11 protein-coding genes are annotated in these 12491 nt (G+C 67.6%); 4 read left to right on the forward strand and 7 right to left on the reverse strand.

Going from position 1 to position 12491, the window contains the following annotated elements; translation table 11 throughout:
* Positions 1 to 2: 2 nt before the first annotated feature.
* Positions 3 to 560 (reverse strand): pyrazinamidase PncA, encoded by a 558-nt coding sequence (pncA, locus tag MSG_RS14480; protein ID WP_096440635.1) that lies wholly within the window; start codon positions 558 to 560, stop codon positions 3 to 5.
* Between the two features lie 87 nt (positions 561 to 647).
* Here pncA and MSG_RS14485 point away from each other — a divergent pair, with 87 nt between their 5' ends.
* Positions 648 to 1601, forward strand: coding sequence for a DoxX family protein (locus MSG_RS14485; protein WP_096440637.1), 954 nt, complete (start codon positions 648 to 650; stop codon positions 1599 to 1601).
* Between the two features lie 19 nt (positions 1602 to 1620).
* On the opposite strand, the gene MSG_RS14490 is transcribed toward MSG_RS14485, so the two are convergent.
* From MSG_RS14490 to MSG_RS14500, 3 genes are read right to left on the reverse strand one after another with little or no spacing between them, the layout of a single operon-like run.
* Positions 1621 to 2109, reverse strand: coding sequence for a gluconokinase (locus MSG_RS14490; RefSeq protein WP_096440639.1), 489 nt, complete (start codon positions 2107 to 2109; stop codon positions 1621 to 1623).
* A gap of 38 nt (positions 2110 to 2147) precedes the next feature.
* Positions 2148 to 4154 (reverse strand): DUF7064 domain-containing protein, encoded by a 2007-nt coding sequence (locus tag MSG_RS14495; RefSeq protein WP_096440641.1) that lies wholly within the window; start codon positions 4152 to 4154, stop codon positions 2148 to 2150.
* A 49-nt stretch (positions 4155 to 4203) separates the two neighbouring features.
* Positions 4204 to 5709 carry a carboxylesterase/lipase family protein gene (locus MSG_RS14500; protein ID WP_096440643.1) on the reverse strand — a complete coding sequence of 502 codons (1506 nt, stop codon included), beginning with the start codon at positions 5707 to 5709 and terminating at the stop codon, positions 4204 to 4206.
* Positions 5710 to 5787: 78 nt separating this feature from the next.
* On the opposite strand from MSG_RS14500, the gene MSG_RS14505 reads away from it, so the two are divergent.
* Together MSG_RS14505 and MSG_RS14510 are read left to right on the forward strand one after the other, a co-directional pair.
* The gene (locus tag MSG_RS14505; protein ID WP_096440645.1) at positions 5788 to 6477 is read left to right on the forward strand and encodes a hypothetical protein; all 690 of its coding nucleotides are present in this window, start codon (positions 5788 to 5790) and stop codon (positions 6475 to 6477) included.
* Between the two features lie 140 nt (positions 6478 to 6617).
* Positions 6618 to 6944, forward strand: a complete 327-nt coding sequence (locus MSG_RS14510; protein ID WP_142404535.1) for a hypothetical protein — start codon at positions 6618 to 6620, stop codon at positions 6942 to 6944.
* A gap of 9 nt (positions 6945 to 6953) precedes the next feature.
* On the opposite strand, the gene MSG_RS14515 is transcribed toward MSG_RS14510, so the two are convergent.
* Complete coding sequence (locus MSG_RS14515; protein ID WP_096440649.1) at positions 6954 to 7913, reverse strand: SDR family NAD(P)-dependent oxidoreductase; 960 nt, start codon at positions 7911 to 7913, stop codon at positions 6954 to 6956.
* The gene (locus tag MSG_RS14520; RefSeq protein ID WP_096440651.1) at positions 7910 to 9124 is read right to left on the reverse strand and encodes a cytochrome P450; all 1215 of its coding nucleotides are present in this window, start codon (positions 9122 to 9124) and stop codon (positions 7910 to 7912) included. Before MSG_RS14520 ends, MSG_RS14515 begins: the two co-directional genes overlap by 4 nt.
* A 93-nt stretch (positions 9125 to 9217) precedes the next feature.
* Here MSG_RS14520 and MSG_RS14525 point away from each other — a divergent pair, with 93 nt between their 5' ends.
* A complete protein-coding gene (locus MSG_RS14525) occupies positions 9218 to 9847 on the forward strand; it encodes a TetR/AcrR family transcriptional regulator (protein ID WP_096440653.1) in 630 nt (209 codons plus the stop codon).
* Between the two features lie 43 nt (positions 9848 to 9890).
* Here the strand turns inward: MSG_RS14525 and MSG_RS14530 are convergent, their stop codons facing one another.
* On the reverse strand, positions 9891 to 12488 hold the full coding sequence (locus MSG_RS14530) for a sugar epimerase family protein (protein ID WP_096440655.1): 2598 nt from the start codon (positions 12486 to 12488) through the stop codon (positions 9891 to 9893).
* Between the last annotated feature and the right edge of the window lie 3 nt (positions 12489 to 12491).

Genomic DNA, 12491 nt, shown 5'->3' on the forward strand with positions numbered 1-12491 from the left:
AATTAGCCCCCCACCAACTCGACGCCGGCCGCACGCATTTCCGCCATGGCCGCCGCGGCCGAATCCGGTGCGACCGCGGCCGTGAGATCCAGCAGCACTTGGGTGGTCAGGCCCGCCCGCGCCGCATCTTCGGCGGTGCGTCGGACGCAGTGGTCGGTGGCGATGCCGACCAGGTCGACTTCGTCGACGCCCCGCTGCTGTAGCCAGTCGAGTAGCGCGGTCCCGTCCTCGTCGACGCCTTGGAAACCGCTGTATGCCGCCTCGAACGCGCCCTTACGAAACACCGCTTCGATCGGGCCGGTGTCGAGGGAAGGATGAAACTGCGCTCCGTGGCTGCCCGCGATGCAGTGCGGCGGCCACGACGCAGAGAAATCCGGGTGCTCCGAGAAATGGTCGCCCGGGTCGATGTGGAAATCCTGGGTTGCCACCACGTGCTGGTAACCGGGCCGGCCGGCCAAGTAGCGGTTGATCGCGCCGGCCACGGCGTCACCGCCGGCCACCGCCAACGATCCGTTGGCGCAGAAATCGTTTTGCACGTCGACGATGACCAGAGCCCGCATAAGGCCAACCCTAGCGTTGCTGAACCTCGCCAGCTGGGGTGATAACCGCGCGGTTTGTTTGCCGACCGGCCGGGTAACCAGGCAGCCATGGTGATTCGGAGAATCGCGCGGCCCCTGTTGTCGGCCGCATTCATCGGGCAAGGAATCAATTCGCTACTCAATCCCAAGACCGCGGCGGAGGCCGCGGCGCCAACGGTGGATGGGCTGCAATCGCTGCCCGACCCCATCGGCAGCAACATCCCGAGCAACCCCCAGACGGTCGCCCAGATCAATGCGACCGTTCAGATTGGGGGCGGGTTGCTGCTCGCCAGCGGAAGGCTGCCGCGGGTCGCTTCGGCCGCCCTGGCATTCACCGTGCTGCCCGCCAACCTCGGGCCGCACTCCTTCTGGAATGAACCCGACCCGCAACTCAAAGCCGACAAGCGCCAGCAGTTCCTCACCGACCTGAGCCTGGTCGGCGGCCTGTTGATCGCGTCGGCCGACACCGCGGGCAAGCCCTCGCTCGGCTGGCGCGGGCGCCGTGCCGCCGAACGGCTGTCGGAGCGGGTGTCGTCGGCTCTGCCGGGCTCGGACGACGCCGACCTTGCCGAACTCGGCGAGAAACTCACCCACGGCCTGCAGGTAAGCGCCGAGCGTGGCCGTGAACTCGCCAGCACCGCGGCAGAACGGGGTGCCCCATACGCGGAAGCGGCGCTGGAGCGCGGCCGCGAACTCGCCGATGCGGCCGCCGAACGCGGCGCACCGCTGGCCAAGAAGGCGCGCAAGCGTGGTCAAGAACTTGCCAGCACCGCCGCCGAACGCGGCCGCGAACTCGCCGACGTCGCTGCCGAGCGAAGCGCGCCGCTGGCCAAACAGGCCCGCAAGCGCGGCGAAGAGCTGGCCAAGACGGCGCGCGCCCGCGGCGCCGAATTGGCGGAAACGGCCCGTGAGCGCGGTAGCGAGTGGGCCGACATCGCCGCCGAGCAGGGCAGCGGATGGGCCGACACCGCGCGCGAACGAGTTGGCGCCCCAACCAAGCGCCGCAAGCGCCGCCCCTGGTAGTTCGGCACGACTGGCCTGCTCAGGCGTCCGGGTGTGGCCCGGGCGCCGCGCTTGCCAGGAAAGCGCCGACGATCGCGTCGACGTCCTGACCGATATCTACCGTGACGCCGGGTTCGTCGGCGCCGAGCGGCTGCAGATCTTCGAATTGCGACCGCAGCAGCGCGGTCGGCATGAAGTGCCCCGACCTGCTCGCGATGCGGGTGGCGATCAACTCCGGTGAACCGGCGAGAAAGAGAAATTCGGCGTTGGGGCAGTGTGCGCGCAACCGGTCGCGGTATTCGCGCTTGAGTGCCGAACAACTCGCGACGCCTCCGTCGCGGTGCGCAGCCAGCCACTCCCCGACTTTGTCCAGCCACGGATAGCGATCGGTGTCGGTGAGCGGTTCAGCCGCGGCCATCTTGGCGATGTTGGCCCGCGAATGCAACGTGTCCGCATCCACGAACGGCACCCGCAAGCGTTGCGCCAGAAAGGAACCCACCGTCGACTTGCCCGAGCTCGAGACGCCCATCACGACGACGGGCGAGGACGCAACGCGTAGCGACGCGCCTATGCCGGGGGCTCCATGTTGCGGTTCCATTCCATCCAGCCCACGCCGGTGCGCCCGTCGGTCGTCGTAAGACTGACCCACGCGCGAGCGAACTCGCTGACTCGTCCCTGCGCGGAGGTCAGGCGAACGGGAGCGTTGCCTCGCACCTCGACGTCGGCAGTGAGCGCGGCGGGCTCTAGATTCAAGGTTGCATTCAACGGTAAACCGTTGGCGCCGAACGTTTCTCGGCGGTCGACCGCACTCAGTTCGACGAGGCCTCCGGCGTCTTGGACGTAGCCGACACTGAAGGACGGGACACCCGGAATTTTGATGTTGACCCCGTGCAGGTGGGTGCCGTCGTCGAGGTGCAACGCGCTCCACATCCAATCCATGCCCCACCAATCGCGCACTCCCCAAGAGTGGTCGCGCTGTCCGGCCACCGATTCGACGTGGTAGCTCTTGTCGTCGACGCTCACCGTGCCCGAGACGATGCACGGGATTTCGTATCGCGTCGTCATGCGGTAGGTGTACGGCGTCCCGTCGGTGGCCCACACCAAGTTCATCGCCAATTCGACCGGGGTTCCTGGCTCCCCGCGCAGCAGGGCCGACGGATCCGCATAGGACTGACCCCGCCCGCGCAGCTCAACCCGGTAGGCCTGCAACGGAGCATCGACCGCGTGATCGAGCGCGAGTCCGTCGGTGCGCACCGCCCAGGGCCCCGGCGGCAGCGGAACGTCCACGGCGATGGCCACCGTGGGCAGGTCGGGCCCGCACAGCAGGGCCTGCACCCACGCGGTCTGCTGATTGGCGATCAGGCCGATGCGGAACCAGCCGCCCAATCCCTGTGTGGTGTCGACGAAGTCGGAGTACCAGCTCTCGCTCCACAGCGGTTCGCCGGTTGGGGTGTGTGCGAGTTCGTCCTGTTCGGATGGACGCAGTGGCCCCGGGGCCACCGGATCGGGCAACACGGCCAGGGCATCGGTGGCCAACACGTGATCGCAGTTGCGTTGCAGCATAGTCATGAACATCCGGTCGCCGCGCTCGGTGCGCTCCACTAGCATTGACGAGACGATCGCCATCATCACGCCGAAAAAGCTTTGCCGCCGGACATTTTCGGCAACATCGGCCAGGGTGAGGGTCGCTCCCGGGCCCAGCGCGTCGTGGTATGCGCGCAGCAATGCGTCGTAGTGCTCACGGCGAACCTGCGGGGGCAACGCGCAGCCGAGGAAGTACGCGAGATCCGTCTGGGCCGGGCCCCAGGAGACGGTCTGCCAGTCGACGACCGTCAACGCGCGGTCGGCCCCGTCGGCGCCGAACAACATGTTGTCCAGTCGGTAATCGCCGTGGACCAGGCCCTGGATTCGGTCCGGCCCGCCCTCGGCGGCCACGTAATCGTCGAACGCCGCCACCAGCCGCTCGCACACCGTCCGGTGTTCCGGCGCGATCTGCTCGCCGTAGCGGTCGATGAAGCCGGCGTATAGCGGGACGATCATCGCCTGGCTGAGCGGCGACTCCCGGTTGAGCCATGGCGCCTGGGCCAACGACGCGTCGCCCAGCAACGGGCCGTGTAGCCGCCCCAATTCGGTGACCGCGACCGTGGCCTGTTCGATTGTGGCGCCGGTGATCTCGTCGCCAACGGCAGCCGGCCCGGCATCTCCGAGCAGCAGGTCGAACACTCCCGTGGCGGCGTCGGCCGCAGCGTGATAGCACTGCGCTATCGGTCCGCCCAGCCGCGGCGCGATGTCGCCATAGAAACGGACTTCGCGCTCGTAGAGTCCCAGCGCGGATCCGGTCTGCCGGCTCACCGGATCGGCGGCCGCGACCTTCAACACCACCGACTCGGGCCGATCCGGGCCGGCGCCTGCATCGGCGTAGCGGAGTTGGACGCGGTAGCACTCGCTCATCTGACCGGTGCCGATGCGCTCGATCGCGAAATCGGAGATCGCGCCGGCCCCGATCGCGGCGGTCAGCCAGGAGGCGTTGAGGTCGTCGGGGCGCTCGATGAATCGCTCGGTTACGGATTCCATAAAGGCCTCTGTCTTCGTTGACAACTAGGTGCCAGGCCAGCGTGCCAGCTCAAGGCGCTAAAGAGAAGCCGTCCCAGGCCATCCGGCGGTGCGGATGGGGATCGAACTCGACACGGCTCTTGCGGTCGAACACCATGACAGCACGGTCGTCGGGGCCGTAGCGCGGCCAATCGTCGCCCGGGACGCCGGTGCGGCTGAACGACCGCCAGCGCCGTTGCACCTGATTACTGACCCGCAACGCGGCACGCTGGTCGGCCGCGGCGGTCAGCAGCGCGCCGAACCGGGTGCGGTAGACGTCGAAGACCGCGAGCAGCTCGGTGGCATGCGTCGCGCCCAGCCCCGACCAGCGCAGCGTGCGCGGCGCGTAGTCGTACCGGTAGAGGTAGGTGGGCGCATGGTTGCTGTGGGCCTCGGCGATCTGCCAGGCCGCCGAGCTGAACGCGAAGTCGCCGCCCAGCTGAATGCACGCCGACGCCGAGGGGTAGTCCGGGTAGGCGGCCGTAATACGTTCGCGCGCATCCGGTTCCGTATCGGCCAACAGCTCTTCGATCATCGACTGATTCGTCGGCAGCATTTTGAGGAAGCGGGTGAACAACTTGCCTTCTTCGGCGTTGGTGCCCACGATCAGCGGCACCCGATGCGCTCGACCGGTACGCATGGCCTCGGCGGGATCTTCCGGCAGGCAGTCGTCGCCGATGACCGGCCCGATCGGGAAGGCGCCGAGCCTGTTCTCCATGCCCTGATCGATCAGCTGATGCTGCGCGTCCACCAGCTGGGCCGCCGACACCCGCAACAGCGCCTCGGCGGCATCCTCGCCACCGACGCCGAGAATGCGGGTGAACCGCTGCGCGAATTCGGCGGCGATCTCTTTCGGCCGCACCAGACCCGACGCCGGGCTCTCCGCGATCGCCCGCGCGAACAATCCTTGCGCGGCAGGCACCGCCAGCAACGTGGCCGCGATGCACGCGCCCGCGCTCTCGCCGAAAATCGTGACATTGTCCGGGTCGCCGCCGAATTGCGCGATGTTGTCACGCACCCATCGCAGCGCCAGCACCAGGTCGCGCAGGAACAAGTTGCTGTCGATGGTGACATCCCGCGTCGACAGCGACGACAGGTCCACACAACCCAGCGCACCGAGCCGGTAGTTCACCGATACGTACACGCAACCGCGCCGGGCCAATGCGGCGCCGTCGTACAGCGGTGTTGCCGAGCTGCCCATGATGTAGCCGCCGCCGTGAATGAAGACCATGACGGGCAGCGGCTCGTCGGAGGCGGCCTCCGGCGTGACGACGTTGAGGGTGAGGCAGTCCTCGCTCATCTGTTGATACCGGCCCAGGCCCAGCATCGTGTAGCGACGCTGCTGCGGCGCGCAGCCGGTGAAGCCGTGGCAATGCCGCACTCCCGACCACGGCTCGGCCGGCCGCGGCGCGCGGAGTCGGAGCCGCCCCACCGGGGGTCGGGCATACGGGATAGACCGCCAGCGATGCACGCCGTCGCGGGTGAAGCCTTCGACGGTGCCGGAGGCCGTGCGGGCGCGGACAGTGCGCTCATGCATAGGCCGACGGTAGCCGACACTACCCACGAAGGGTGCGCGGAGCGGCCAAATCCGGGGTGTGACGGTTAGCCTGACCGCATGCGGATCGCCGGGCTGGTCACAGTTTCGCTCCTGGTCGCCGGATGCTCGCACACCGTCGCCGGCCAGGCGCGGCAGACGCAGAGCCCGAATACGACCGCCGTGTCCGGCTACTCCCCGACATCCAGTGCCGTCCCGGGGCCGTCGAACGCCCCCGGCCCCGGTGCGCCGATCTCCGACGTCATCCGGTGGATCGAAGCAGGTCATCCCGCGGACCCGGCCAAGTATCACACCGTCACACGCGACGGCGTGACGACTCAGCTGGGTAACGACATCGCCTTCACCGTGGCCGCCGCCCCGCCGGACCGCGCCCTCATGTGCACGACGGATGCCAACCACACCGGCAACGCGCTGATCTGTCTGGTCGACCTCGCCAATCCGCCGCCCCGGCCAGACACGGCCTACGGCGCATGGCAAGGCGGCTGGACCGTCTTCGACGGCACCTCCCTGCAAATCGGGGCGGCCCACGGCGATCCGGGGCCGTTCGTCAATGGCGGCGGAACCGACCTGGCGAATGGGAACACGCTGTCCTACGACGACTATCGTTGCCGCGCCGACCAAGTCGGGTTGTTCTGCGTGAACTACGCCGATCAGTCGGCGGTGCGGTTCAGCAGCGCGGGCATCGAGCAGTTCGGTTGCCTGCGGTCGGTGCCCGCGCCCGACGGTGTGGGCATAGCGTTCAGCTGCTGAGACCCTGCTCATCTCCGGTCGATGTATTTGCTGCGGCGGCAGTTTCGCCGTGCGACCATGTGCCGGTGGGCTACGACGGGCATTCGGAATCGGTCGGCGGACGACCGCACGGCAGACAAAGGCCGGCCGATCTCCTCTTGGTGATCCTCGTGGTCCTCGGCAGCGTGCTGTCGGTCTGCATCGGAGGCGCGGTCGCGCTGATCGCGGTGATACCGAAAAGCGCGCTGTGGATGGGCCCGCTTGTGTGCCCCAGCCCGTATCGACTCGCATACAGCACGTCGGACTACAGCTACAAGCCGGGCCAGTCGGGTACCAGCGTCGACTTTGCCTGCGTCAGCGGCGCAAGTTCCTACGACGCCAACGTTTTCGCGATCGACGGCATCCAGTCGTTGGTCATCGCCCTGGTGCTGTGCGTCGTCGCGGTCGCCGTCAGTCTGGTCAGGCGAAGGTCGCGCCGCGCGAACTGATGCACGGCCTCAGTCGGCCAGCAGTATCGCGAAGAGTTCGCTCATCTCGTCGGCAGGTCCGCCGGGCACGGTGTAGCCGGTTTCGTCACGGATCTCACCGAGGTGATCACGCACCTGCTCGATCGAAAGCTCCGGACTGTAGAAGCCCTTCGTCCGCCCGATGAAGAATCGCGAAACCTGACCGCCGCCAACGGTATAGATCTCACCCGACACCGGGCAATCGCGATGCGTCAGGAATGCCGCGACCGGCGGGACCAACGCGGGATCCAGCTTTTTCAGATACCGGTTCACCAGGTCGTCCAGTACGGCCTGGGCTGCCGCATCGTGCGACTGTTCGGCGCCGTCGATCGAGTGCGCCAGCATCCGGGTGTAGGCGATCGGGGCGATGGCGTTGACCTTGATGTCGTGGGTTGCGCCCTCCGCCGCCAGGACGCGGGTGAAGCCGATCAGCCCGGTCTTGGCCGAGCCGTAATTGCTCATGCCGGCGTTGCCGAGGATGCCGGCCGCCGAGGTGGTGTTGAGTATGCGGCCGTATCCCTGCTCGCGCATGGCCTTCCAGGCGGGCCGCGTCACATGGAAGGCCCCCCGCAGGTGCACGTCCAGCAGCGGTTCGAGCCGGTTGGCGCACATGTCCTCGAACGGCGCATCGCGCACGATGCCGGCGTTGTTGATCAGAATGTCGACCCGACCCCAGGTGTTCAGAGCGGTGTCGATAACCGCTTGTCCCCCTTCGGGACTCGCCACACTGTGGTTGTCGGCCACGGCCGCACCGCCCTGCCGGCGGATCTCGTCGACGACGGCCCCGGCGGCCGCGGCGTCGGATCCGTCCCCGGTCACCGAGCCGCCGATGTCGTTGACCACCAACCGCGCACCGCGCGACGCCAGCAGCAGCGCGTATTCCCTGCCCAGACCGGCGGCCGCGCCGGTAGTTACCGCGACTTGGCCGTCAAACCTCAGTTCGTTTTTCACCAGCTGACCGGAAGTTCTTTCATGCCATAAATGTTGGCGTCTTTGAACCTCAGCTCCTCGGGAGGCACCGCCAGCGTCAACCCGGGCAGGCGCCGTGCCAGCGTCGCGAACGCCACCTGCATCTCGACGCGGGCCAGATTCGCCCCGATGCATTGGTGCACGCCGTAGCCGAAGCCCAAGTGCCCGCGGGTGTTTCGGCCGGGGTCGAAGGATTCAGGGTTGTCGACGAATTCGGCGTCCCAGTTCCCGGCGAGCAGGCTCATCATCACGAACTCCCCGGCACGAATCAGCTGACCGCCGATCATCAGATCTTCGGTCGCCACGCGGTCGACCTGGCTGTGCACGATGGTCAAGTAGCGCATCAGCTCTTCGACGATGTTCGCGACCGCGGCAGCGTCGTCAGTGTTGCCGAGTCGCTCGAATACGTCGGGATGTTCCAGCAGTGCAACCGTTCCCAGCGAAATCATGTTTGCCGTGGTCTCGTGCCCGGCCTGCATCATGACCACACCGTTCATCGCCGTGGTGGCGGGATCGAGCTGGCCCGTCGCCACGTACTCGGTGATCAGGCTGCTGATCAAGTCGTCGCCGGGTTCGCGTGTCTTGCGCTCCACCAACGCCTCGATGTAGGCGTACATCGCCCCGAATGCCTGCCCCTTTTCCGCATCGGTGGATTTCTGGTCGAGCCCCCTCGTGGTATTGCGCTGGAAGAATTCGAGATCTTCGGGCGGCACGCCCAGCAGCAGGGCGATCACCATCGACGGCACCGGCACGGCGAATTCCCGCACCAGATCGGCCGGCGCACCGGTGGCGATCATCTGGGCGAGATAATGATCGACCCATTCCTGGATGTGGGGCCGCATCGCTTCGCAACGCCGGAAGGTGAAGTTGCTGGTCATCATCCGCCGCAAGCGGTGATGCTCGGGATCGTCCGTGCGCGCGAACATCACCGGGATGTTGTTGTCAGCGTCTCTCGGCATGATCGACTCCGGAATGGTCTTCGCGGACAGGCGCGGATCGACCAGCGCCGCCCTGATGTCCTGGTAGCGGCTGACCACCCAGACCTCGTTGCCCTGGAACATCGCCTTGCGCAGCCCGGGTCGCTCCCGCCACTCCCCGAACTCGGGCGGGGGCGCCAGTGGGCAGTGCCCGGGACGCGCGATGGGCAACACCGGGAGCTCGGCGTCGGATCGTACTTCGGAAGTTGTTGACATGGAACCCGTTTCCCACTAAGTGTCAGTTATCTGTCAGTTGTAGACAGTAAAGGCGCCCTAGGCGGCAGTCAACCGTCAGTTAGGCTGTCGAATATGACCGCGGTCGAGGACCGACCGTTGCGGGCGGACGCGGCGCGCAACGTGGAGCGCATTCTGCGCGCAGCGCGAGACGTCTATGGCGAGCTCGGGCCCGACGCGTCGGCCGAAGCCGTCGCACGCCGGGCCGGCGTCGGTGAGCGAACCCTGTACCGCAGGTTTCCGACGAAAGCCGACCTGGTTGCGGCGGCCCTCGACCAAAGCATCGCCGAAGATCTCACGCCGGCGATCGACAAAGCCCGCCGTGCCAAAGACCCGCTACGCGGGCTCACCCAACTGATCGAGGCGGCGATAGCGCTGGGAGCACGCGAACACAACCTGCTCACCGCCGCACGCCGTGCCGGTTCGCTGTCGTCCGATATCTCGGCGTCACTCGATGAGGCGCTCGGCGAACTCATGCGCGAAGGTCAGCGCACCGGTCGGGTCCGCTCCGACCTGGTCGCCGACGACCTACCCCGCCTGATCGTGATGCTCTTCGGCGTGTTGTCCACGATGGACGCGGGCAGCGACGGCTGGCGGCGCTATGTCGCGCTGATGATCGACGCGATCGCGGTCGACGAGCGACTGCCGTTGCCACCGGCCTCGCCGCTGCGTTACGAGGTCGACCCGAACAGCTGGCCGTTGTAGGGCACCAGTTGACGGTCGGGGATCGCTAGCTCGGCAACGCGCCCTACGGGGCAAGCTCCAGTACCTGGATTTCGCCCGTGCTCCCGTCGACCTCGACGAGGGCGCCCGCCGGCAACGACTTGGTGGCGTTCTGCACGTCCACCACACAGGGAAAGCCGAATTCGCGAGCCACCACCGCGGCGTGCGACATCGGGCCACCGAGTTCGGTTACTACCGCTGCGGCGTAACAGAAGGCCGCGGTGTACCCGACGTCGGTGACCTCCGCGACGAGAACCTCACCGGGCAGCAGGTCGTCGATGGTTTCGGGCCGCACGATGCGCACCCGACCGCGCACCCGGCCCCCGCATACGCCGACACCGCGGATGGTGTCCCCGCTGGCGAGCGCCGGCGACGAGTGCACCGTCGGCCGCCAGCTGCCGCTGAACACCGTCGGTGGGACGGTGCTGGCAAGCCGGCGCTGTTCGGCGCGGCGGCGGGCCACCAGCCCCCCGACATCCGCAGGGAGGGAATCGAGTTCGTCGACGAGCAGAAAGAACACATCGTCGGCGGTGCCGACGATCCCGGCCGCGACCAGCCTGCGGCCGTACTCGCGCATCAGATTGCGCAGCACCCAGTTCGCCCGCACCACCTTGTCGCGACGGACTTCGCGGTCGCGAAGCTGGCGGGTTGCCAGGCGGGCAACCAGCTTGGCGTGCAACGGAATCCGCGGGTACTGCGGCTGCGGAGTCGCCAATGCGCTCATGGTCTTGGTGACCATCCGGACGAGCAACTCGGGGTCATCGGCGTAACTGACCGAGAGCATCTCCAGCTCCGCCGGGCCCCGGTGCCCGATCAGATGCAGCTCGGCCAGTATCGCGGCGTGAAACTCCGGTGCCTCGACGGCCAGCTTGTCCAACCGATCCCCGGGTTCGGCCAGCAGCGCCGCCACCTTCGGATCGCGTTGTGCGGCAACCACCAACCGCTGCATCGCCTCGACCGAACGCGCGCTGACCAGCTCCGGTCCCCCCGGCGCGGCGGTCTCGCGCCCACACAGACCACGCAGCAGCACGTTGAACGCCGCACAGAGCATGAACGACGCCGAGGCCAGCACCCAGCCGTGCACCACATCGTCGCGCGCCGCGGTGATCAGGCTGAGTAGCCGGCGATCGTCGATGGCGGTGACGTCACCGCCGGTCAGCCTTTCCAGGCGATCGACGTCAGCGACGAACTCGCGGGTGTCCTTCGACGAGCCGGCGGACAGACCGATCAGGTTGACACCGAACACCCCGATGTTGCGCAGTGTCCGCAGTTGCTTTCCAACGCGGCCGGTTTCCGAGACCGGGCGCTCTTCGCCGAAGATCGGCAGCGAGGCCATGCTGGGGCCGAAGAATCCGCTGTTGCTGACGATGGTCGAGGGCTTGGCGAACGGCACCGTTTCCGCCATGAAATGGGCCGACGTGATGGCGCCATACAGCCGGTTCGCGAACACGGCGACGGTGCGCATGGCGATTTCGCGCTGGATGATGCCGCCGGGCCGCAGCCGCTCCGCGATGGCCACCCCGCCGGCGCGCAGCCCGCGCACGGTCACCGACGCGGACGCCGGGGAGAACGGTCCCGGCAGGGCCTCCGACAAATTGGTCGCCAGGAATGTCGGAAAGCGCGGGTCGATCGGGGTGTCGAATTCGCCGTTATCCCCCGCCGGTCCGGCCCAATCCGGCTTCACCCCGTCTTCACTCGGCGCGTCGACCGAGGGCAAGTCTGCGATGTAGGTCATCCGCCAGGGCAGTGATACCACCCGCTTGCCGATCGTGACCCGACCGCGCACCGCGACTGCGAAATCGTCGAAGCACTCGCCGGCCTGCCACGCCGGCCGAAATCCCCACTCCTCGAACACCTTCGAGGCGTCCATGAGCGGAGCGCGTTGCAGCAGTCGCAGACCCGCGGGCTCGACGCCCAGTCGCACTACGGGGCGCCCGAGCTTGTGGGCGATCTGCCGGAACGTCAGCTCGCCCTGGGCGGCGATATTGACCGGGCCGCTGGGCGTTTCGGTGTCGAGGACCGCGGCGTGGAACAACCGCAGCGCGTCGTCGAGATGGACGACCTGAAAGGGCCGTTCGACCGACCGGGTGGGAAACGCCGGTAATGCGAACAGGCGGCGTACCCAGTTGTCGACGCCGCGGCCGATGATCAGCGCGGAACGAACCGCGACCCAATCCAGGCCCGATTCCGCGAGCAGCCGTTCAACCCCGGCTTGGTGCTGACCGTCGGCACTGACCGGGGCCAGCGCCTCGTGCTCGGTCTTTGCCTCCGCATCCGGTCGGCCGTAGACGTGAGCCGACGACGCGAAAACGACTCGGCCGGCGCCGGTCCGCGCCATCGCGTCCAGGACGTTGCGGGTGCCACCAATGTTGACCTGATCGCTGAACGGATCGTCGGATCCGCGGCTTGGGGCCCACGCGAAGTGCGCGACAACGTCGGCGCCGGCGAGGGCACGCGCCACCGCAGCCGAGTCGCGGATGTCTGCGACCACGAAATCAGCTGCGCTTGGCCAGCTTTCGGGCCGATGACGGGCGATCCCCGCGACATCGTGCCCCTGGTTGAGCAGCCGGGTGGCCAGCCCGCGACCCAGTACGCCGCTGGCCCCCGTGACCGCGATTCTCACTTC

It is taken from the genome of Mycobacterium shigaense (genome assembly GCF_002356315.1).
In the GTDB taxonomy this organism is placed as follows: Bacteria; Actinomycetota; Actinomycetes; order Mycobacteriales; family Mycobacteriaceae; genus Mycobacterium; species Mycobacterium shigaense.

Bases quoted from the DNA above. Each gene is read 5' to 3' on its own strand.
- pncA (WP_096440635.1), bottom strand. From the start codon at position 560: ATGCGGGCTCTGGTCATCGTCGACGTGCAAAACGATTTCTGCGCCAAC.
- MSG_RS14485 (WP_096440637.1), top strand. From the start codon at position 648: ATGGTGATTCGGAGAATCGCGCGGCCCCTGTTGTCGGCCGCATTCATC.
- MSG_RS14490 (WP_096440639.1), bottom strand. From the start codon at position 2,109: ATGGGCGTCTCGAGCTCGGGCAAGTCGACGGTGGGTTCCTTTCTGGCG.
- MSG_RS14495 (WP_096440641.1), bottom strand. From the start codon at position 4,154: ATGGAATCCGTAACCGAGCGATTCATCGAGCGCCCCGACGACCTCAAC.
- MSG_RS14500 (WP_096440643.1), bottom strand. From the start codon at position 5,709: ATGCATGAGCGCACTGTCCGCGCCCGCACGGCCTCCGGCACCGTCGAA.
- MSG_RS14505 (WP_096440645.1), top strand. From the start codon at position 5,788: ATGCGGATCGCCGGGCTGGTCACAGTTTCGCTCCTGGTCGCCGGATGC.
- MSG_RS14520 (WP_096440651.1), bottom strand. From the start codon at position 9,124: ATGTCAACAACTTCCGAAGTACGATCCGACGCCGAGCTCCCGGTGTTG.
- MSG_RS14525 (WP_096440653.1), top strand. From the start codon at position 9,218: ATGACCGCGGTCGAGGACCGACCGTTGCGGGCGGACGCGGCGCGCAAC.